Origin of the sequence: Thiohalorhabdus denitrificans (assembly GCF_001399755.1) — a bacterium.
In the GTDB taxonomy this organism is placed as follows: domain Bacteria; phylum Pseudomonadota; class Gammaproteobacteria; order Thiohalorhabdales; family Thiohalorhabdaceae; genus Thiohalorhabdus; species Thiohalorhabdus denitrificans.
Genome location: NZ_LJCP01000011.1, coordinates 227,032 through 248,500, shown reverse-complemented (window position 1 = coordinate 248,500; position 21,469 = coordinate 227,032). Strand labels below are relative to the sequence as shown.

The window sequence follows — 21,469 nt, the reverse complement described above, 5'->3', positions numbered from 1 at the left end:
GTCAGTGCCCCAGCAGTTTCTGCGTGGCCGTCGCGATCTTGTCCGCGTCGGGCAGCGCGGCCTTCTCGAGGGTGTGGTTGTACGGGATCGGCACGTCCTCGGCGGTGACCCGCACCGGCGGGGCGTCCAGCTCGAAGAAGCACTGCTCGTTGAGGACGGCCATGATCTCGGCGCTCATGCCCACCGGGGCCTCGTCCTCGGTGCAGATCACCGCCTTGTGCGTCTTGGCCAGGGAGGTCCGCAGGGTGTCGGCGTCGATGGGCTTGAGGCTGCGCAGGTCGATGACCTCCGCGGAGATGCCCTGCTCCGCCAGCTTGTCGGCGGCGGCCAGGTTCCAGTGGGTGCTCATGAGGTAGCCGATCAGGGTGACGTCGGTGCCCTCGCGCACCACCCGGGCGCCCTCCAGCGGCGCGAAGTACTCCTCGTCCGGCACCTCGCCCTTGAGGTTGTAGATGGCCTCGTGCTCCAGGATCACCACCGGATCGTCGCAGCGGACGGCGGTCTTGAGCATGCCGTAGGCGTCCACGGGAAAGGCCGGGGTTACCACGCGCAGGCCGGAGGTGCCGGCGAACAGCTTCTCCAGGCGGCCGGAGTGCTGGGCGCCGAGCTGGTGGGCCACGCCGCCCGGGCTGCGGACCACCACCGGGCAGCCCACCTGCCCGCCGGACATGTAGCGGATCTTGGCCGCGGCGTTGATGATCTGGTCGGTGGCCAGCAGGGCGAAGTTCACCGACATGATCTCGACGATGGGGCGGGCCCCGATCATGGAGGCGCCCACGCCGATGCCGGTGTAGCTGTTCTCCGAGATCGGGGTGTCCATCACCCGCTCTTCGCCATACTTGTCGAACAGGCCCTGCGTGGCCTTGTAGGTGCCGCCGGGAAGGCCGATGTCCTCGCCCATGGCGAATACCAGGGGATCGTTGGCCATCTCCTCGTCATGGGCCCGGCGCACGGCGTCCCAGTAGAAAATCTCCGCCATCGCTTACTTCCCTCCGCCCGCGATTTGGCCCATGGCGCAGCTGTCGTCGTCGCTGAGCACGTACTTGTGGAGGTCGCCCACGTCCGGCTCGGGGCTGTTCTCGGCGAACGGGATCACCTCGTCGTCCACGTGCTGCTGGGCGTCCTTGTCCATCTGCTCGAACTCGTCGGCGGTGAGGACGCCTTCCTCCACCAGCCGGTCCCGGAACAGGTAGATGGGGTCGCGCTCCATCCACTGCTTGATTTCGTCCTCGGAACGGTAGCCGCGCCCGGAATCGGACATGGAGTGGCCCCGCAGGCGGTAGGTCATCAGCTCCAGGAAGTACGGGCCCTTGCCGGAGCGAACGAAGTCCACCGCCTTCTCGGCGGCCTCCATGACCGTGTCGATGTCCTGGCCGTCCACCTGATCCGCCTCCATCTTGTAGGACTGGGCCCGCAGGTACTGGTCGTGGGCCGGGGTGGAGCGCTCCAGGGAGGTGCCGATGGCGTAGAGGTTGTTCTCGCAGACGAACAGCACGGGCAGCTCCCAGAGCTGGGCCATGTTCAGGGTCTCGTGGAAGGTGCCCTGGTTGTTGGCGCCGTCGCCCAGGAAGCAGATGGCGATCTGGTCGGTGCCCTTCATCTTGATGCCCTTGGCCAGGCCCGCCGCCAGGGGGTAGGGCTCGCCCACCAGGGCGTAGCCGCCCATGAAGTGGTTCTTCACATCGAAGATGTGCATGGAGCCGCCGCGGCCCCGGGAGGACCCGGTCTCCTTGCCGTACAGCTCGGCCATGACTTCCTTGGGGTCCGCGCCGCACTTCAGGGCGTGGACGTGGTCCCGGTAGCCGGTGATCACGTAGTCGTGCCCCATGCGCGCCTGTTCAAGGACCCCGAAAGCGCAAGCTTCCTGACCCGGATACAGGTGCAGGAACCCCCCTATGTCCCGGTGATGGTAGGCCTCGGCGGTGCGTTCCTCGAAACGCCGCGCGAATACCATTTCCTGGAGCAACCGCTTGCGGTCTGCGGCTTCCATGGCACGTCCTTTCTTTGCAATGCGGGCTTATGCGTACGGCGAGCACCGGTTGCCGTGGCGACAGCGCATTTTCGCCGGCAGCGTATGATTCCCGGAAGGCCTTCCCAGGTCAAGTCACCCGGTTTCGTTCCCCATTCGTAAAAATGGCGCCCCGCAAGGGGCGCCCGGAATGCGAACGAAAAACCGTCCGGCCTAGAAGCGCTTCCAGATCTTGCCTTCCTGGGCCGCCTGGGTCCGCTCGTCGAGCACGTCCCAGTTGAGGTTCTCCACCACGGCGTCGATGTAGGCGCCGCGGCCGCCGGCCCCGTGGTCGACCATCCAGGCGTGCTCGAAGCAGTCCATGATGGCGAGCGGGGCGAAGCCGGCGATGTGGCCGTCCTCGTGGTGCTGGATGAAGTGGTTGTTGATCTGGCCGGTGGCCGGATCAAAGTAGGCCACGGCCCAGCCGATGCCGCGGGACTTGCCGCAGGTCTTGAAGTCCTCGATCCAGGCCTCCACGGAGCCGAACTGCTCGGCCACGGCCTTGGAGAAGGCGCCGCTGTCGTTGCGGCTCACGCCGGCCTTGAGGTTGCCGAAGTAGTACTCGTGCAGCACCATGCCGTCGTACTCGAAGCCGAAGCGGCGCCGACGGTCGGTGTAGGCGGCGGTGCCGCCCTGCCCGTTGGCCCGCATGTCGGCGAGCTCCTTGTGCAGGGCGTTGGCGTTGTTCACGTAGCCGACGTACAGATTCCAGTGATCATTGATCTGCTCGTCCGAAATGCCGTTGAGGCCGGACGGCTTCAGCTCTTCGCGGACAGAATATACGGACATTCTGGCCCCTCCTGGTTTTCCTGGGCGAAACGTAGGTAACTTCCCAAGGGGTCGGTCAAAATCGTTCCGGCTCGATGAAAAGGGGGATTATAGACGTGCTGCGCGGAAATCGACAATGGCGCGGGGTCATAAAAATCCCCGCGGGGATGTTGGCGAGCCCGGCACGCCGGGGTAGACTCTCCCATTTTTCCCGGAGCTTCTGCCCATGCCGAGCTCGCATGTGATGGAAACCTACAAGCGCCTGCCCGTGGCCTTCGCCAGCGGCAGCGGGGCGACCCTCGTGGACACCGACGGCCGGGAGTACCTGGACGCGGTGAGCGGGATCGCCGTCTGCAACCTCGGCCACGCCCACCCGGCGGTAACCGAGGCGCTGTGCAGCCAGGCCGGCCGCCTCGTGCACACCTCCAACCTGTACGGCGTGCCGCTGCAGGAGGAGGTGGGCGCGGAGCTGGGCCGTCTCTCCGGGCTGGACCGGGTGTTTTTCGCCAACTCGGGGGCCGAGGCCAACGAGGCGGCCATCAAGCTGGCGCGGCGCCTGGGGCACGCCCGGGAGATCGAGCGCCCCGAGATCGTGGTCATGCAGGGCAGCTTCCACGGCCGCACCATGGCCACCCTCACCGCCACCGGTAACCGCCGGGTGCAGGCGGGCTTCGAGCCGCTGGTGCCGGGCTTCAAGCGCATCCCCTACAACGATCTGGAGGCCGTCGAGCGCGTGGCCTCGGAGAGCACCGTGGCGGTGCTGGTGGAGCCCATCCAGGGCGAGGGCGGCGTGACCGTCCCCGATGCGGAATACCTGGCCGGCCTCCGGCGCCTGTGCGACGACCGCGGCTGGCTGCTCATGCTCGACGAGGTGCAGACCGGCATGGGCCGCACCGGGGCGTGGTTCGCCTACCAGCACGCCGGCATCCGGCCGGACGTGGTGACCGTGGCCAAGGCCCTGGGCAACGGCTTCCCCGTGGGGGCCATGCTGGCCACCGAGTCGGCGGCCGAGCTGCTGGGCCCGGGGACGCACGCCACCACCTTCGGCGGCAGCCCCCTGGCCATGGCCGCCGTGGGGGCCGTGCTGCGCGCCATGGAAGAGGAGGGCCTGGTGGCGCGCGCGGCGGAGACCGGCGACTACCTCAAGGCCCGCCTGGAGGAGACCGTGGGCCGGCGTCCCGAGGTGCGCGAGATCCGGGGCAAGGGGTTGATGCTCGGCATCGAGGTGGACGCCGACCTGTCCGGGCTCATGCCCAAGGCCCTGGAGCACGGTCTGCTGGTGAACGTCACCGCCGAGCGGGTGATCCGCCTGCTGCCGCCGCTGATCCTCACCCGCGAGCAGGCCGACCGCATCGCCGAGGGCCTGGACTACCTCCTGGGGGAGCTGCTGTGAGCCCCCGGCATTTCCTGCGGCTGGACGACCTCGGCGCCGCCGAGCTGGAGGCGCTGCTCGCCCGCGCCGCAGAGCTGAAGGCCGAGCGGCGCGCCGGGCAGGGCCATCCCACCCTCGCCGGCAAGGTCATGGGGCTGCTGTTCGAGAAGCCCTCCACCCGCACGCGGGTCTCCTTCGAGTCCGGCATCTACCAGCTCGGCGGCTACGGGATGTTCCTGTCCCAGCACGACCTCCAGCTCGGCCGGGGCGAGCCCATCGCCGACACCGCCGAGGTGGTGTCGCGCATGGTGGACGGCATCATGATCCGCACCTTCGGGCACGAGCGGATCGCCGAGTTCGCGGCGGCCAGCCACGTGCCGGTAATCAACGGCCTCACCGACCGCTTCCATCCCTGTCAGGTGCTCACCGACCTGTTCACCTGGTACGAGCGGCGCGGCTCCATCGCCGGGCGCACCGTGGCCTGGATCGGCGACGGCAACAACATGGCCCACTCCTGGATCAACGCCGCCCGCCTGCTGGGCTTCGAGCTGCGGATCGCCAGTCCGGAGGGCTTCGACCCGGAGCCGGACCTGGTGGCCGCCGCCGGCGACCGGGTCACCGTCCTCCGCGACCCCAAGCAGGCCGCCGCGGGGGCGGACATCGTCACCACCGACGTCTGGGCGAGCATGGGGCAGGAAGAGGAGCAGGCCGAGCGGGAGCGGGCCTTCGGCGGCTACCGAGTGGACGCCGCCCTCATGGAAGAGGCCAAGCCCGACGCCCTGTTCATGCACTGCCTGCCGGCCCACCGCGGCGAGGAGGTCACCGCCGAGGTGCTGGAGGGGCCGCAGAGCGTGGTGTGGGAGGAGGCGGAGAACCGCCTCCACGCCCAGAAGGCGCTTATGGAGCTGCTGCTCGGCTGACCCGCCTCGCCAATCGCCGAATCACGCCCCGCCCTATTCCAATGGGCGGGGCGTTTTGCTTGCCGGGGAGGGGGCTGGGCCCTAACCGGGCGGGAAGAGCAGGAAATAGCCGCCGTTGTAGAAGGCGTGGAGGGCGATGGGGGTGGTCAGGGTGTCGTGACGCTCGCGGAACAGGCCGAACACCAGGCCGGGCACCACCACGGCGGCGGCCCAGCCCGCGGGATGGCCGGGCAGGTGGAGCAGGCCGAACAGGCCGGCCTGGCCCAGGTTGGCGGCCGTCAATGGTCCCCACCGCCGTCGCCACAGGCGCCCCAGGCCTTCCTGGACCAGGCCGCGGAAGGCCACCTCTTCCAGAACGGGCAGGGCGAGGGCGACGTAGAGGAAGGTGGCGGGGGCCGCCACGGCTCCGGTAAAGGCGGACTCGGGGCGGTACCACCAGGCGAGCCAGGCCCACACCGGAAAGGCCGCGCCGAGGGCGAGCCCCAGCAGGGGATCCTCCCAGCGTGACCGGCCGCTGAAAACCGGGGGCGGCCCCATCTCAACCGTACCGGGCCGCGCACCGCAGGGCGGAGGCAACGGTGGCCGGGGCGCTGGCCCGGCCGCCGTAGCCCGGCTTGGCAACGGTCATGGCGTGGGTCCTACTTGCCGAAGCCGCCCTTGCAGTTGGGGGAGGCCAGCTCCTCGGGGTTCTGGGCCCGCCACTCCTCGGGGGTCATGGTGTGCATGGACAGGGCGTGGACCCCGCCCGCCAGCTCCTCGGCGAGCGCCTTGTTCACGGCGCGCTGCCGGGCCACCTTCTTCTCGCCGTCGAAGGCCTCCGAGACGATGTAGACCTTGAAGTGGGATTCGGATCCCGGGGGCACGTTGTGCATGTAGCTCTCGTTGATCACCTCCAGGTGCTCGGGGTCGAAGGCGGTGCGCAGCTTGTCCTCGATGGCCGACTGTATGGTCATGGCGCTATGCTCTCTCCAGATGGTTAGTGCAATCGTCTCACGGCTACCTCGGTCCCGGGCCATTGTAGCCCGGGCCTTACGGCGGCGGCCAAAGGCCTACTCCTCCGGCTCCAGGGTCAAACAGACCGAGTTGATGCAGTAGCGCAGGCCGGTGGGCGCCGGGCCGTCCTCGAAGACATGGCCCAGGTGGGCGTCGCAGCGGGCGCAGCGCGCCTCCGTGCGGACCATGCCCAGGCTGTGGTCGGATTCCGTGACCAGGTTCTCGTCCACCACCGGGGTCCAGAAGCTCGGCCAACCGGTCCCGGAGTCGAACTTGTGGTCGGAGTGGAACAGGGGCGCCTCGCAGCACACGCAGCGATACGTGCCCGGCTCCTTGGTGTGGACGTGCTCGCCGCTGAAGGGCGGCTCCGTGCCGCCCTGGCGGCATACCCGGTACTGCTCGGGGGTGAGCCGCTCCTGCCAGTCCTTCTCGGTCATGCGGGTCGGGTCGTTCATGGTCAGTCTCCCATGGGGTAGAGGGCTGCCATCCCTTGGATTCCGAAATGCCCCCCGGGTTTACCGCCCTGGACGCCGGGACCCGGGAGTGGAAAAATTGCGCGCTCCGGCGGCGCTGCCCGCCGCCAACGGCGAACAAGGAAGGGCTCGAAGATGGCGGACGTGAACAAGGTCGTGCTCGCCTACTCCGGCGGGCTGGATACCTCCATTATCCTGAAATGGCTCCAGGATACCTACGGCTGCGAGGTGGTGACCTTCACCGCCGACATCGGCCAGGGCGAGGAGGTGGAGCCGGCCCGGGAGAAGGCCAAGCAGTTCGGGGTCTCGGAGATCTACATCGACGACCTGCGCGAGGAGTTCGCCCGCGACTTCGTCTTCCCCATGTTCCGGGCCAACACCGTCTACGAGGGCAAGTACCTCCTCGGCACCTCCATCGCCCGGCCCCTGATCGCCAAGCGCCAGGTGGAGATCGCCCGGGAGACCGGCGCCGACGCGGTGGCCCACGGGGCCACTGGCAAGGGCAACGACCAGGTCCGCTTCGAGCTGGGCTACTACGGCCTGGAGCCGGGCGTCCAGGTGATCGCCCCGTGGCGGGAATGGGACCTGGACTCCCGCGAGAAGCTGCTCGCCTACGCCGAGAGCCACGGCATCCCCATCGAGGGCAAGAAGGAGGGCGGCGGCTCGCCCTACTCCATGGACGCCAACCTCCTGCACATCTCCTACGAGGGCGGCATCCTGGAGGACCCCTGGGCGGAGCCCGAGGAGGGCATGTTCCTGTGGTCCGTGCCCCCGGAGCAGGCCCCCGACCGGCCCACCTACATCGAGGTGGACTTCGAGGGTGGCGACCCGGTGGCCATCGACGGCGAGCGCCTGGCCCCGGGTGAGCTGCTGTCCAAGCTCAATCGGCTGGGCATGGACAACGGCATCGGCCGCCTGGACATCGTCGAGAACCGCTACGTGGGCATGAAGTCCCGCGGCGTCTACGAGACCCCGGGCGGCACCATCCTGCTGGAGGCCCACCGCGCCATCGAGTCCCTCACCGTGGACCGCGAGGCCGCCCACCTCAAGGACGAGCTCATGCCCCGCTACGCCGAGCTTATCTACAACGGCTACTGGTGGTCGCCGGAGCGGCGCATGCTGCAGGCCGCCATCGACGAGAGCCAGCGCGACGTCACCGGCACGGTGCGGCTCAAGCTCTACAAGGGCAGTGTCACCACCGTGGGCCGGCGCTCCGACCGGAGCCTGTACAACCCGGAGCTGGCCACCTTCGAGGAGGACACGGTCTACGACCAGGCCGACGCCGAGGGCTTCATCAAGCTCAACGCCCTGCGGCTGCGGGTGGGGCAGTCGGTGCAGGGGAAATAGAGGCAAGGTGTCCCTCCCGGGCGTCGCGGTTGCGGCGTTCGGGGGCGTCCCCGCCAATCCATTGCTTGTATCCGGACGTACTCTCTACCCTTCCCCGTTTGTAATCCCCCCGAATCCGATCCCCAACCGGGCATCCGATAGCGTTCGGGTGCCCGGTTTTGTGTGATAGCCCTACGTAGGTTCAGGGAACGGTTTTCTCGGGCAGCGGATGACCGTATTATTGGGTGCCTGTAGCGAGGTACGGAAACGGCTCTATGGTAGGTAGCTTGCCGCGAAGGCATTTGCCCCAGAGGATCTGCATGGCGGTCTGCCTGGGTGCGGTTCTCCTCGGAGGGGCGCTTCCGGGACTGGCGCAGGCAGGGCCGTTCGCCTATCCCGGGGACATCCGGTTCCGGCATCAGGTCCAGTACCTCAAGGACACCGGCCGCACGGATGCGCTGACCACCACCTGGCCCATGTCGCTGCCCGACGTGGCCAAGGACTTCGCCGGGCGGTCCGCCCCGCAGGGGATCTCCGCCTACGACCTGCACAACACGCTCGCCGACCGGCTGCGCAGGGAAGCGCGGACCGGCATGGGCGATGCCCGGGTCAGCCTCGCGGTCCTGGAGGACCCCATCCTCCTGCGCACCTTCGAGGACACGCCCCGCGGCCGCGGGGAGCTCGAGGCCAGGGTGGAGTGGATGGGCGACCGCTTCGCCGCCCGCCTCCAGGCCCAGGCGGTGCGCGACGCCCCGGACGACAAGGACTACCGCCTGGACGGCAGCTACCTCGGTGCCGTGGTGGGCAACTGGACCCTGACGGCCGGGGCCATCCCGCGCTGGTGGGGGCCGGGCTGGAGCGGCAGCCTGATCCTGTCCAATAACGCCCGGCCCGTGCCGGGCGTAGCCATCGAGCGCAACTACACGGACCCCTTCGACCTGCCGGTGCTGCGCTGGCTGGGGCCCTGGGACCTGTCCGTGTTCATGGGTCGGCTGGAGAGCGATCGCAGCGTGCCCCGGGCCAACCTGGTGGGCATGCGCCTGGCCTTCCAGCCGGCCCCCGTGCTGGAGATCGGCCTCTCCCGCACCATCCAGTGGGGCGGCAAAGGCCGGCCGGAGGACCTGGAGACCTTCGGCCGCGCCCTGGCGGGCCAGGACAACCCCGGCAGCGAGGGGGTGGACGCCGACAACGAGCCGGGCAACCAGCTCGCCGGGTTCGACTTCCGGCTGGCCTCGCCCTACGCCGGCTTTCCCGTGGCCCTCTACGGCCAGGCCATCGGCGAGGACGAGGCGGGCGGCCTGCCCACCAAATGGATGGCCCAGGCGGGCCTGGAGACCTGGGGGGCCATGCCGGTGCTCTCCGGGACCTTCCGGCTATACGCCGAGGCCGTGGAGACCTCCCTGTACGACAGCGACCAACCGAACAACGTGCTGTTCAACACCGGCTACGAGCACCACGTCTACCAGGACGGCTACCGCTACCGGGGCCGCAGCCTGGGGCATTCCGCGGACAACGATACCACCCTGACGAGCCTGGGCGGCGTGTTCGCGCTGTCCAGCGGCATGACTTGGCACACCGTCCTGCGATGGGGCAAGATCAACCGGGACGGCGCCGGCGGCAATCCGCTCTTCCCGGAAGGCGCCGATCTCTACGGCGGCTCCCTCTCCGGGGAGGTGCCCACCGGATATGGCGCCTTCAAGGCGGGCGTGGAGGTCCACCGCGTAGACCCGCACCAGGATTCCGCGGACACGGACCGTACCGTATTCTTCCGCTGGCGCTGGTCCGGATGAGGGAGCCATGTTCGGCAGCGTCCTGATCGTCTGCACCGGCAACATCTGCCGCAGCCCCATGGCCGAGGCCCTGCTACGGGCGCACGCCGGCGACCGCCTGCGGGTGGAATCGGCCGGGGTGGGGGCCCTGCAGGATCGGGAAGCGGACCCGGTTGCCGTGGCCCTGATGGCCGAGCGCGGCCTGGACCTCGGTGGCCACCAGGCCCGCCAGATCGACCTGGAGCTGGCCCAGCAGTTCGACCTGCTCCTGGCCATGGAGCAGGAGCAGGTGGACTGGCTGAACGCCCAGTTTCCGGTGGTGCGCGGGCGGGTCCACCGGCTGGGACGCTGGCGGGAAGCGGACATCCCGGACCCCTACCGGGGCACCCGCGAGGACTTCGAGCATGCCCTGGCGGAGATCGAGGCCTGCCTCGGGGACTGGCAGGCCAAAGGCTTGCTGCCCGCCGAAGCCGGTTAAAACCCATTGCCCATGAACCCAGGCCAACCGTGACCCAGACGACCCGAACACCCATTGCCCGCCTGGCCCTGGCCCTCATGCCGCTCCTGATCAGCGGCTGCGCGTACACCACGGGCATCCAGAGCGTTGCCCAGGACGAGAGCCAATGGTACGGCGAGGGCGGTCCGGAAGGGGAGGGCGGGGCGCCCCCCGAGATCATCCCCATCAACCCCGAAACCCTGCTGGAGATGCGGCGCAAGCAGGTCCAGGAAGGCGATGACGGGGAGCGCACCTTCCAGGAGCGGATGGAGGAGTACCAATACCGGGTGGGGCCGGACGACGTCCTGAACATCGTGGTCTGGAACCACCCGGAGCTGTCCAACCCCATGGGGCAGTTCCAGGACATCGAGCAGATGGGCCAGCAGGTCAGCAAGGATGGCACCATCTTCTTCCCGTTCGTCGGCGAGGTGCGCGTCGCCGGGCGCACCACCGGCGAGATCCGCGAGACCATCGCCGAGGGCCTCGCGCCCTACATCGAATCGCCGCAGGTGGGCGTGCGGGTGGTGGCCTTCCGCAGCAAGAAGGTCTACGTCACGGGCAAGGTCAACGAGCCGGGCATCCAGCCCATCACCAACGTCCCCCTGACGGTAATGGACGCCATCAACCAGGCGGGCGGCATGCAGACCGCCGGCCAGGGAGGCGGCGGTTCCGGCGGAGGTGGCGGTAGCCAGAGCTACGGCGCCGACCAGCGCACCGCCATCCTGACACGGGACGGCCAACAGCACCGCATCGACCTGCTCGAGCTGTACTCCACCGGGGAAGGCAACCGCCTCCTGCGCGACGGCGACGTCCTGTACGTGCCCGACAACAGCGACAACAAGGTCTTCGTCCTGGGCGAATTCAACGAGCAGTCCTCCGTGCTCATGCACCAGGGCGAGATGACCCTGGCAGAGGCCGTCGCCCAGGCGAAGGGCTTCGATTCCGAAGCCGCCTACGCCTACGGGCTCTACGTCATTCGCGGCGTGCCCCAGGAGACCGAGGAAGGGGGGGCGCCGCGGATCAAGCCCAAGGTGTTCCATCTCGATGCCCGGGCGGCTGCCTCCATGGTGCTTGCCGACCAGTTCCAACTGCAGCCCCGGGACGTGGTCTACGTGGCCACCTCCGGCCTGGTGCGCTGGAACCGCCTGATCGGCCAGATCCTGCCCACCGTGCGGGCGGCCTACCAGCTGCGCATCCTGTCCGAGGGTTTCGATATTGAGTAATGCCCCGACCCCGCCCAGGGATGACGAGTTCGATCTCCAGCAGGTGGTGGCCACCCTTCTGGAGGGCAAGTGGCTGATCGTTGGGGTAACGGCGCTCGCCCTGGCGGTCGGGCTGGTCATGGCCCAGCTGCCGGCGCCGGTCTACAAGTCCAACGCCATGATCCAGGTGGAGACCGAGGACGGTGGCGTACAGAGCCTGCTCTCCGACTCCCCGCAGGGCATGATGGTCAATGACCGGGGCCCGACGGCCACTCAGATCCAGATCCTCAAGTCGCGAAACGTCCTATCCAAGGCCGTGGAGGACCTGGATCTGGACATCCTGGCCGAGCCCAATCATTTCCCCTATGTCGGCGGGTACCTGGCCAGAGAGGCGAACCCACAGAATGGATTGGCCGAGCCCTGGTTCGGCCTGGACAGTTACGCCTGGGGCGGGGAAGAGATCGAGGTCAAGCGCCTGGAGGTGGACGACGCCCTCAAGGGCCGCGACCTTACCCTTGTTGCAGGGGAAGAAGGCCGCTACCGCTTACGCCAGGGACCGGACAGGGTCCTCCTGGAGGGCCGTGTGGGCCAGCCCGCCCAGTCCGAGTCTCCCCGGATCGACCTCTTCGTTTCCCGCCTCAAGGCCCGGCCCGGGACCACCTTCACCATTCGGCAGCGGAGCTGGCTGGCCGCCGTATCCGGCCTCCAGGACCGCTTGCAGGTCCAGGAGAAGGGCCAGGACACGGGCATCCTCCAGCTCTCCATGGAGGGCGAGGACCCGGAGCGCATCGGTCAGATCCTCGACTCCGTAGCCCGCTTTTACCAGCAGCAGAATGTGGAGCGCCGCTCCGCCGAGGCGGAGGAGAGCCTCAACTTCCTGCAGGAGCAGCTCCCCCGGCTCAAGGAGAAGCTCCGCACCGCCGAGAACAAGCTGAATACCTTCCGCCAGGAAAACAGCGCCGTGGACATCACGGCCGAGACCCAGACCATCCTCGACCGCGTGGTGGAAGTGGAAAACCGCATCTCCGAGCTGGAGATGGAGCGCGCCGAGGTAGGCCAGAAGCTCGGGGAGCAGCACCCCACCATGCAGTCCATGGAGCGCAAGCGCCGGGAGCTGGAGCAGAACAAGGAACAGCTGCAGAGCCGGATCCAAGGGCTGCCGGACACCCAGCAGGAGCTGCTGCGCCTGAAGCGGGACGTGGAGGTCCAGCAGGAGCTCTACACCAGCCTGCTCAACAAGTCCCAGGAGCTGCGCCTCTCCAAGGCGGGCACCATCGGCAACGTGCGCATCGTGGACGAGGCGATACTACCCGAGCGGCCCTCCGGGCCCAATCGACCCTTGATATTCCTGGCCGCGGGGGTGGTGGGCCTTATAGGCGGTAGCGCCCTGGTCTTCCTGCGCAAGGCCCTGCGCACGGGCATCCAGGACCCCGACTCCCTGTCCCAGAAGCTGGGCCTGCCGATTTTCGCCGTGGTGCCGCACAACCGTGACCAGGAGCGCGCCGCCAAGCGCCTCAAGCGCGGCAAGAAGTTCCTGCCCATTCTGGCGGTAAAGGACCCCACGGACCCCACCGTGGAGGCCCTGCGCAGCCTGCGCACCAGCCTGGCCTTCGCCCTGCTGGAGTCGGACCGGAAGGTGGTGACCATTACCAGCCCCATTCCCTCCTCCGGCAAGACCTTCATCACCATTAACCTCGCCAGCCTGGTGGCGGAAACCGGACAGAAGGTCCTGGTGATCGACGCCGACCTCCGCAAGGGGCACCTGCACTACTACCTGGACCGGGAGCGCAGCCCCGGCCTGACGGATTTCCTCGCCGGCGAGGCCACCGAGGACCAGATCAAGACCCCCCTTACGGACAACCTGACGGTCGTGTCCTCCGGGACCCTGCCGCCGAACCCCACCGAGCTACTCATCAGCCAGGGCTTCATCGATTTCCTGGCCCGGGCCCAGCAGGAATATGACCTGGTTCTCGTGGATACCGCGCCGCTGATCCCGGTAACCGACGCCACCCTGGTGGGCGCCCAGGGTGGGGCCATGTTCATGGTGGTGCGCGGCGGGGTTACCAACCTGGCGGAAGTGGAGGCCGCGGAGAGGCGCGCCAGCCAGCACGGCGTCAGCATCAGCGGCCTGGTCTACAACGACCTGCGGCCCCAGGAAGGCTACGGCAAGTACGGCGCCTACGGCGGCTACCGCTACTACAACTACAAATACGAGTAAGCCGGCAAGAAATGGCCCATTCAGAAGACCTGTTCGAAAAACCGCAGCAGCCAGTGATCGGCGTGATCGGGCTGGGCTACGTGGGCCTGCCCCTGGCCGCGGCGCTCGGCCGCCTGTATCGAACCGTGGGCTTCGACGTCAGCCCCGAGCGCATCGAGGAGCTGCAAGCGGGCCACGACCGGACACGGGAGGTGCCTTCCGAGGACCTGGCGGCCGCCGAGAGCCTTACCTTCTCCGCCGACGAGGCGGCCCTGGACGCCTGCAACGTCCATATCGTCACCGTCCCGACCCCGGTGGACGCCCACAAGAACCCGGACCTGGGTCCCCTGCGCAAGGCCAGCGAGACGGTGGGCCGCCACCTCCAGGCCGGCGACGTGGTGGTCTTTGAGTCCACGGTCTACCCGGGGGCCACGGAGGAGGTGTGCGTCCCCGTGCTGGAGGAAGCCTCGGGGCTTGCCTTCAATCGGGACTTCTTCGTGGGCTACAGCCCGGAGCGCATCAATCCGGGCGACAAGAACCACCGGCTCACCTCCATCCCCAAGGTCACCGCCGGCTCCACCCCCAAGACGGCGGAGTTCGTGGACGAGCTGTATGGCCGGGTGGTCACCGCCGGCACCCACCAGGCCTCCTCCATCCAGGTGGCCGAGGCCGCCAAGGTCATCGAAAACACCCAGCGCGACGTGAACATCGCCCTGGTGAACGAGCTGGCCCTGTTGTTCAACCGCCTCGGTATTGATACGGAGGAAGTCCTGGCCGCCGCCGGCACCAAATGGAACTTCCTGCCGTTCCGCCCGGGCCTGGTGGGCGGCCACTGCATCGGCGTGGACCCCTACTACCTAACGCACAAGGCCCAAGAGATCGGCCACCACCCGGAGATGATCCTCGCCGGGCGGCGCATCAACGACGGCATGGGCCCCTACATCGCCGACGCCACCATCAAGTGCATGATCAAGCGGGGCTTCCCCGTGGTGGGTTCGCGCATCCTGGTCATGGGCCTGACCTTCAAGGAGAACTGCCCGGACCTGCGCAACACCCGGGTGGTGGACATCGTCGACAACCTGGCCGACTACCACGCCAAGGTGGACGTATGGGACCCCTGGGTTGATACCCGGGAGGCTGAGGAAGAGTACGGCCTGACCCCCCTGGCCGAGCCGCCCGGGAGGGGGCAGTACGACGCCCTGATCCTAGCCGTTCCTCACCAGGAATTCCTGGAGATGGGCCCGGAAGGCGTCCGCGAGCTGGGCATGCCGGAAGCCGTCCTGTTCGACGTGAAATCCGCCTTCCCCCGCGAGGCCTCGGACCTCCGTCTGTAATTTCCCAAGGGGCATAGTTTGAAGATTCTGGTCACCGGAACCGCTGGTTTTATCGGCAACGCCCTCGCCCTGCGCCTGCTCGAGCGCGGCGACGAAGTGGTGGGTGTGGACAACGTCAACGACTACTACGACCCCACCCTCAAGGAAGACCGCCTGCGGCGCATCCAGGACTACGCCGGCTTCACCGAGGAGCGCGTCAGCCTGGAGGACCGCGAGGCCATGGCGCGGGTGTTCCGGCAGCACCAGCCCCAGCGGGCGGTGAACCTGGCCGCCCAGGCCGGAGTGCGCTACTCCCTGGAGAACCCCCACGCCTACGTGGACACCAATCTGGTCGGATTCACCAACGTCCTGGAAGGCTGCCGCCACAACGGCGTGGAGCACCTGGTGTTCGCCAGCTCCTCGTCCGTCTACGGCGCCAACACGGAGATGCCCTTCTCCATCCACGACAACGTGGACCATCCGCTGTCCCTGTACGCGGCCAGCAAGAAGGCCAACGAGCTGATGGCCCACACCTACAGCCACCTCTACGGCCTGCCCACCACCGGTCTGCGCTTCTTCACCGTCTACGGCCCCTGGGGCCGGCCGGACATGGCGCTGTTCCTGTTCACCAAGAAGATCCTGGCCGGGGAGCCCATCGAGGTCTTCAACTACGGCAACCACCGTCGGGACTTCACCTACATCGACGACATCGTCGAGGGCGTGATCCGCACCCTGGACAACCCGGCCGAGCCCAACCCGGAATGGAGCGGCGCCGACCCGGATCCGGGCACCAGCGCCGCGCCTTACCGCGTCTACAACATCGGCGCCCATCGCCCCGTGGAACTCATGCGCTACATCGAGGTGCTGGAGGAAAACCTGGGCCGGGAGGCGGGGAAGAACCTCCTGCCCCTGCAGCCCGGCGACGTCCCCGACACCTACGCCGATGTCGCCGACCTCAAGGCGGATGTGGGGTACGAGCCAACTACCCCCGTGGAAGAGGGGGTGGCGCGGTTCGTGGAGTGGTATCTGGGGTACTACGGGGAAACGGCGGGGAAGGTGGCCCAATGAAGCGGATCCTTGTTACCGGCGGCGCTGGCTTCATCGGCTCGGCGGTGGTCCGCCAGCTCATCGACGAGACCGAGGCCACGGTTATCAACGCCGACGCACTGACCTACGCCGGCAACCTGGAATCCCTCGGACCGGCCCGGGACCATCCCCGCCACCGCTTCGAGCAGGTGGACATCCGCGACCGGGCCGCCGTGGAGCGGCTGTTCCGTGACCATCGGCCGGATGCGGTCATGCACCTGGCCGCCGAGTCCCATGTGGACCGCTCCATCGAAGGCCCGGCCGCGTTTGTGGAGACCAACGTCACCGGTACCCAGAACCTGCTGGAGGCCGCCCGGGCCCACTGGGAGGGTTTTGAAGGCGCGGCCAGGGACCGCTTCCGGTTCCACCACGTCTCTACCGACGAGGTCTACGGCGACCTCGGCCCGGATGAGCCTCCTTTTAGCGAGCAGACCCCGTACGCCCCCAGCTCCCCTTACTCGGCCAGCAAGGCCGCCAGCGACCATCTGGTGCGCGCCTGGCACCAGACCTACGGGCTGCCTATCCTTATCACCAACTGCTCCAACAATTACGGGCCCTACCAGTTCCCCGAGAAGCTCATTCCGCTAATGATCCTCAACGCAGTGGAGGGACGGTCCCTGCCCGTATACGGCAACGGGGAGAACATCCGGGATTGGCTCTACGTGGAGGACCATGCCAGGGCGCTACGGTTGGTTCTGGAGAATGGGCGAGTAGGTCGAACCTACAACATCGGGGGGCGCTGCGAGCGGGCCAATCTGAAGGTGGTCCAGACCGTCTGCCAGATCCTGAACAGGCTATGTCCTCATCCCGATTATGCCTACGAGCGCCTGATCGAGTTCGTCCCCGACCGTCCCGGCCACGACCGGCGCTATGCAATAGATGATTCCCGGATCGCTAGGGAGCTTGGCTGGGCCCCCAAAGAGTCCTTCGAGTCCGGCCTGGAGAAAACCGTGCAATGGTACCTGGATAACCAACAATGGTTGGACCGGGTTCGCACAGGCGAGTATCGGGCCTGGATGGAAACCAACTACCGGCATCGAGTCATGGAAAAATGAAAATCCTCTTGTTTGGCCGCACTGGGCAAATCGGCTGGGAGCTCGAGCGGGCGCTTGCCCCTATTGGCCAGCTTGTATCGTTGGACGAGGAAGGCAGTGAAGGCCTTTGCGGGGACTTCACGCGACCGGAGGCTCTGGCGGAAACCATCCAGGCCGTCAGCCCGGACGTGGTGGTCAACGCCGCTGCCTATACGGCGGTGGACGACGCGGAAAGTGAGCCCGAAACGGTGATGGCCGTTAACGGCGAGGCCCCGGGCGTGCTGGCCCGCGAGGCCAGGGAATGTGGAGCCTGGCTGGTGCACTATTCCACCGAGTACGTCTACGACGGCTCCGGGGACCGGCCCTGGCGGGAAGGCGATGCGCCCGAGCCTCTGAACGCCTACGGACGGGCAAAGCGGGAAGGCGACCGGGCCATCCAGGCCAGTGGTTGCAAGCACCTGATCTTGCGCACCAGCTGGGTCTATGCCCCGCGGGGGAAGAATTTCCTACGGACCATGCTCCGGCTTGCCTGCTCCCGGGAGGCCTTACAGGTCATCGATGACCAGTACGGGGCCCCCACCCCTGCCGAGCTGGTTGCGGACATCACCGCCCAAGTGCTCCCCACCGCCCTGGGAGATTCCGGAAAATCCGGGATCTACCACTGCACGGCTGCCGGGGAGACCACCTGGCACGACTACGCCTGCTACCTTATCGAGCAAGCCCGGGAAATGGGATGGCCGATCAAGGTGAGCAACGACGCCATTGCCCCGATCAGCACCGAAGGCTTCCCCACTGCCGCCCAGCGCCCGAAGAACTGCCGACTCGACTGCGAGCGGCTGGAACGGACCTTCGGCATCGCCCGGCCCGACTGGCGCGTTGGGGTGGAACGGGCGCTCAAGGAGCTTGGTAACCGGGAATCAGGGCAATAGGGCTGGTATGAAACGCAAGGGCATCATCCTCGCTGGCGGCAGCGGAACCCGGTTGTACCCGATCACCCACGCGGTGTCGAAGCAGCTGCTGCCGGTATTCGACAAGCCCATGATCTACTACCCCCTGTGCACCCTGATGATGGCGGGAATCCGGGAGATCCTGGTCATCTCCACGCCGGAGGACACGCCCCTGTTCAAAAGGCTTCTCTGTGATGGCAGCCAGTGGGGACTGGAGCTGAGCTATGCCGTGCAGCCGGAGCCCAATGGCTTGGCCGAGGCATTCCGGATCGGCGAGGATTTCATCGATGGTCATCCCTGTGCCCTGGTGTTGGGGGATAACATCTTCCACGGCCACGACCTTCGTGGGCTGCTGAAGTCGGCCTCGGGACGTGAAGAGGGCGCCACGGTACTCGCCTACCCGGTCAACGACCCTGAGCGCTATGGTGTGGTGGGCTTCGACGAAAACGGCCAAGCCACCCGCCTGGAGGAGAAGCCCGCCCACCCACAGTCCCGTTATGCCGTTACAGGGCTGTATTTCTACGACGAGCAGGTCACGGAGATCGCCAGGGAAATCCAGCCCTCGGAACGGGGTGAGCTGGAGATCACCGACGTGAACCGGGCCTACCTGGAGCGCGGGCAGCTAAGGGTGGAGGTCATGGGCCGGGGCATGGCCTGGCTGGACACCGGCACCCACGAATCTCTGATCGAGGCAGCAACCTTCATCGAGACCATGGAGAAGCGCCAGGGCCTCAAGGTTGCCTCCCCGGAGGAGACGGCCTACCGCATGGGGTTCATCGACGCCGACCAAGTCCGCGAGCTCGCCGCGCCGCTAGCCAAGAACGGGTACGGCGAGTACCTGTTGAACATCCTCGAAGAACGGATCTTTTGAACGATGCAAATCACCCCCACAGAGATACCGGACGTCTTGCGGATCGACCCCGACGTATTCGGCGACGAGCGCGGCTTTTTCATGGAGACCTGGCAGCGCCAGAAGTTCGCTGAGGCTGGCATCGACTACGATTTCGTCCAGGACAACCACAGCCGCTCGGTACAGGGCACCCTCCGTGGCCTGCACTACCAGATCCGGCAGCCCCAGGGGAAGCTGGTCCGGGTAACGGTGGGAGAGGTCTTCGACGTGGCCGTGGATATCCGAAAGTCCTCGCCCACCTTTGGCCAATGGGTAGGAGACCACCTCTCCGCCGAGAACAAGCGCATGCTCTGGGTGCCGCCGGGATTCGCCCATGGCTTCTATGTAACCAGCGGGGTGGCGGAGTTCCAGTACAAGTGCACCGACTACTACGCCCCGGAGCACGAGCGCAGCATCCGGTGGGATGATCCTACTCTGTCTATCGAATGGCCGCTGGAGGGCGATCCGTTGGTTTCCGGTAAGGATCAGGAAGCCAGCATACTGGAAAAAGCCGAGCTCTTTGGCTGAGCTTTCCAGCCCACCCTACCTGCCACCGATCTTAGGGGTAATCAGGCAGCTTATGGCGACCTTCACCGGAATCGACCTCGCCAGTCGCATGGGCTTCATCGATGAAGAAGGCGTGGGATGCTTGGGCCACCTCTTGGCCAAGATGAGTTATGGGCAGTATCTGTGCAAAGGCTAGAAGAGCGAATTCTGAAGAGGCGCACAGAGGCTAGCCGAAAGGAAGAACGTCGAGTGCTCGCGAATTAGTCGATAGAACGAGCGATCCGTAGGACAGCGACGTACTACGTGAAGTCAATGAGAGTATCAAGGGCGAAGGGAAGATGAAGGTGCTCACTCTCGGAGAAGTAAAGCATTTCTGGCGTTTCGCATCTCAATAACTCGCAGTATTGAAAGCAATTCCAAACCCGTGGTCACTTTTCATGAGCATACGCCGTAACACCCTGTATAACCTCGCTGGAGCGGGTGTCCCGGCGGTTGTGACTTTGGTTACAGTCCCGCTCTACCTCGGTCTAATTGGGGAGGCTCGGTACGGAATACTGGCAATTGTATGGCTTTTACTGGGCTATTTCGGGCTGTTCGACCTCGGCTTAGGCCGGGCTACCGCCCAAAGAATCGCCCAGCTTTCCGAGGCTCCGCCGGAGCGCCGGACAGAGACCTTCTGGACAGCCCTAGTACTTAATTGCGGGATGGGGGTGGTCGGGGCGCTGGTTGTATTACCACTGGCCTATCTTTTCTTCGGGACGTACTTCGATTTGTCTGCCGATCTCAAGGAGGAGGCAATGGCCGTTGTACCGTGGATCGCCGCGGCGGTCCCGGTGGCGACTTTGACCGGAGTACTCTCCGGCGCTCTGCAAGGACGTGAATGCTTTCTTGCCTTGAATTCCATCAATGTCTCGGGAACCATCCTATTTCAGCTGCTTCCGTTGCTGGCAGCGTGGTACGTGGCCCCGGACCTTCGTTGGCTGGTTCCCGCTGCTCTAGTCGGCCGTGTGGTTACATTGGCCGCGTTATCGGAACGATGTGCCAGGCATGTACCCCTTACTTTCCCTCCGCGACCAGTTCGCGCCCTAGTAAAACCCTTGTTCAGGTACGGGGGGTGGATTTCCGTCACCGCGATCGTCGGGCCACTGATGGTGACGTTCGATCGATTCTTCATTGGCGCGATTGCCGGACCAAAGGCGGTTACTTGGTACACTGTGCCATACAATCTGGTACAGCGGGGGGAAATGTTGCCTCAAAGCCTCATGACATCATTATTCCCCCGCTTTGCGGCGGCAGACAACGTTGCAGAACGCGAGAAGCTTACCAGGCAAGCAGTCATGGTTGTGCTCTCGGTAATGACGCCCGTGGTGGTGGCAGGTATTATTATTACGGAGCCCTTCATAATGTGGTGGATTAATACCAAGTTTGCCACGGAATCGGCTAACATAGGGCATATTCTCGCTATCGGGCTTTGGGCAAATGCGCTCGCTCGCATTCCAATTACTTTATTGCAAAGTCGCGGGCGCCCTGACTTGCCGGCGAAGGCTCACCTGTTCGAATTGATACCCTACCTTGCCGGACTAATATTTGCCCTACAGTGGTGGGGGATTGTCGGCGCCGCGGTCGTCTGGAGCCTGCGCGTGACAATCGACGCTATCATTCTCTTTTACTTAAGTGACCATCGGGTCGAGTTAGCGCGTTTGGCACTGCCGGCGCTTACACTGGGTTCAGCAGCTGTAGTTGGGGTTGTTTTTCCGGTTTCCGAACCGTTGCGCTGGCTGGTGGGGGGAGCCGCGTTAAGTGCATCTGTAGTTTCCGCATGGCGTGGGGCCCCTCCCTCGTTGCGGGCCATGATTCCATTTCGCCTCTCGTATACCTGAGCTCAACCCGCGATTCAAAGCGGAGTACCACAGGGAGTCCGCAGTGAACCCAGCAGAGAAAAGGGCAACCGCCCGGACGGAATCATGGACGGAGGAGGGGTTGGAGGTTGTTGACGCATGTCCAGTCTGCGGCAGCGGATCTAGAAGCTTGCTTCATGATGGCTTGGAAGACCGGATATTCTTTTGCGCGCCCGGCCAGTGGAACTTGTACCGGTGCACCAACTGTGGTTCCGGATACCTAGATCCCAGGCCTACACCTGAAACAATTGGAATCGCGTACGATTCA

At 66.1% G+C, this 21,469-nt stretch carries 20 protein-coding genes; 14 read left to right on the top strand and 6 right to left on the bottom strand.

All coding sequences use genetic code 11. The features are described from left to right. Position 1: 1 nt before the first annotated feature. The 3 genes from AN478_RS10620 to AN478_RS10610 all read right to left on the bottom strand — a co-directional run bounded on the left by AN478_RS10620 (position 2) and on the right by AN478_RS10610 (position 2,800). Positions 2–979, bottom strand: a complete 978-nt coding sequence (locus AN478_RS10620) for an alpha-ketoacid dehydrogenase subunit beta (RefSeq protein ID WP_054966587.1) — start codon at positions 977–979, stop codon at positions 2–4. Between the two features lie 3 nt (positions 980–982). Continuing rightward, positions 983–1,990, bottom strand: coding sequence for a pyruvate dehydrogenase (acetyl-transferring) E1 component subunit alpha (pdhA, locus tag AN478_RS10615; RefSeq protein ID WP_054966586.1), 1,008 nt, complete (start codon positions 1,988–1,990; stop codon positions 983–985). 192 nt (positions 1,991–2,182) lie between these two features. Then, complete coding sequence (locus tag AN478_RS10610) at positions 2,183–2,800, bottom strand: superoxide dismutase (protein ID WP_054966585.1); 618 nt, start codon at positions 2,798–2,800, stop codon at positions 2,183–2,185. Positions 2,801–3,005: 205 nt separating this feature from the next. On the opposite strand from AN478_RS10610, the gene AN478_RS10605 reads away from it, so the two are divergent. Both AN478_RS10605 and argF read left to right on the top strand, forming a co-directional pair. After that, positions 3,006–4,172 (top strand): aspartate aminotransferase family protein, encoded by a 1,167-nt coding sequence (locus AN478_RS10605; RefSeq protein ID WP_054966584.1) that lies wholly within the window; start codon positions 3,006–3,008, stop codon positions 4,170–4,172. Then, on the top strand, positions 4,169–5,071 hold the full coding sequence (argF, locus tag AN478_RS10600) for an ornithine carbamoyltransferase (RefSeq protein WP_054966583.1): 903 nt from the start codon (positions 4,169–4,171) through the stop codon (positions 5,069–5,071). Before AN478_RS10605 ends, argF begins: the two co-directional genes overlap by 4 nt. A gap of 81 nt (positions 5,072–5,152) precedes the next feature. Here argF and mrtJ read toward each other — a convergent pair whose 3' ends face one another. From mrtJ to msrB, 3 genes are all read right to left on the bottom strand, one after another. After that, positions 5,153–5,608, bottom strand: coding sequence for a JDVT-CTERM system glutamic-type intramembrane protease MrtJ (gene mrtJ, locus AN478_RS10595; protein WP_054966582.1), 456 nt, complete (start codon positions 5,606–5,608; stop codon positions 5,153–5,155). A gap of 101 nt (positions 5,609–5,709) precedes the next feature. Continuing rightward, entirely contained in the window at positions 5,710–6,024 is a 315-nt protein-coding gene (locus AN478_RS10590) for a BolA family protein (protein WP_054966581.1), read from the bottom strand. Positions 6,025–6,120: 96 nt separating this feature from the next. Continuing rightward, the gene (gene msrB, locus AN478_RS10585; protein ID WP_054966580.1) at positions 6,121–6,519 is read right to left on the bottom strand and encodes a peptide-methionine (R)-S-oxide reductase MsrB; all 399 of its coding nucleotides are present in this window, start codon (positions 6,517–6,519) and stop codon (positions 6,121–6,123) included. A 153-nt stretch (positions 6,520–6,672) separates the two neighbouring features. Between msrB and AN478_RS10580 the strand changes: the two genes are divergently transcribed. The 12 genes from AN478_RS10580 (at position 6,673) to AN478_RS13645 (ending at position 21,183) form a co-directional block, all read left to right on the top strand. Continuing rightward, positions 6,673–7,884, top strand: a complete 1,212-nt coding sequence (locus AN478_RS10580) for an argininosuccinate synthase (protein WP_054966579.1) — start codon at positions 6,673–6,675, stop codon at positions 7,882–7,884. A gap of 299 nt (positions 7,885–8,183) precedes the next feature. Beyond that, the gene (locus tag AN478_RS10575) at positions 8,184–9,653 is read left to right on the top strand and encodes a capsule assembly Wzi family protein (protein WP_054966578.1); all 1,470 of its coding nucleotides are present in this window, start codon (positions 8,184–8,186) and stop codon (positions 9,651–9,653) included. A 7-nt stretch (positions 9,654–9,660) separates the two neighbouring features. After that, the gene (locus tag AN478_RS10570; RefSeq protein WP_054966577.1) at positions 9,661–10,110 is read left to right on the top strand and encodes a low molecular weight protein-tyrosine-phosphatase; all 450 of its coding nucleotides are present in this window, start codon (positions 9,661–9,663) and stop codon (positions 10,108–10,110) included. Between the two features lie 29 nt (positions 10,111–10,139). After that, positions 10,140–11,351 (top strand): polysaccharide biosynthesis/export family protein, encoded by a 1,212-nt coding sequence (locus AN478_RS10565; RefSeq protein WP_054966576.1) that lies wholly within the window; start codon positions 10,140–10,142, stop codon positions 11,349–11,351. Continuing rightward, entirely contained in the window at positions 11,344–13,548 is a 2,205-nt protein-coding gene (locus AN478_RS10560) for a polysaccharide biosynthesis tyrosine autokinase (protein ID WP_082433033.1), read from the top strand. Before AN478_RS10565 ends, AN478_RS10560 begins: the two co-directional genes overlap by 8 nt. Before the next feature lie 11 nt (positions 13,549–13,559). Then, positions 13,560–14,861 carry a Vi polysaccharide biosynthesis UDP-N-acetylglucosamine C-6 dehydrogenase TviB gene (tviB, locus tag AN478_RS10555; RefSeq protein ID WP_054966574.1) on the top strand — a complete coding sequence of 434 codons (1,302 nt, stop codon included), beginning with the start codon at positions 13,560–13,562 and terminating at the stop codon, positions 14,859–14,861. A gap of 18 nt (positions 14,862–14,879) precedes the next feature. Further along, entirely contained in the window at positions 14,880–15,908 is a 1,029-nt protein-coding gene (locus tag AN478_RS10550; RefSeq protein ID WP_054966573.1) for an NAD-dependent epimerase, read from the top strand. Next, a complete protein-coding gene (rfbB, locus tag AN478_RS10545; RefSeq protein ID WP_054966572.1) occupies positions 15,905–16,981 on the top strand; it encodes a dTDP-glucose 4,6-dehydratase in 1,077 nt (358 codons plus the stop codon). Before AN478_RS10550 ends, rfbB begins: the two co-directional genes overlap by 4 nt. Further along, positions 16,978–17,889 (top strand): dTDP-4-dehydrorhamnose reductase, encoded by a 912-nt coding sequence (gene rfbD, locus AN478_RS10540; RefSeq protein ID WP_054966571.1) that lies wholly within the window; start codon positions 16,978–16,980, stop codon positions 17,887–17,889. The genes rfbB and rfbD overlap by 4 nt, the downstream gene beginning before the upstream one ends. Before the next feature lie 7 nt (positions 17,890–17,896). After that, positions 17,897–18,778, top strand: coding sequence for a glucose-1-phosphate thymidylyltransferase RfbA (gene rfbA / locus AN478_RS10535; protein WP_054966570.1), 882 nt, complete (start codon positions 17,897–17,899; stop codon positions 18,776–18,778). A gap of 3 nt (positions 18,779–18,781) precedes the next feature. After that, on the top strand, positions 18,782–19,324 hold the full coding sequence (rfbC, locus tag AN478_RS10530) for a dTDP-4-dehydrorhamnose 3,5-epimerase (RefSeq protein WP_054966569.1): 543 nt from the start codon (positions 18,782–18,784) through the stop codon (positions 19,322–19,324). Positions 19,325–19,740: 416 nt separating this feature from the next. Further along, positions 19,741–21,183: a flippase gene (locus AN478_RS13645; RefSeq protein WP_074471257.1), complete on the top strand. Its 1,443-nt coding sequence runs from the start codon at positions 19,741–19,743 to the stop codon at positions 21,181–21,183. Positions 21,184–21,469: the final 286 nt, after the last annotated feature.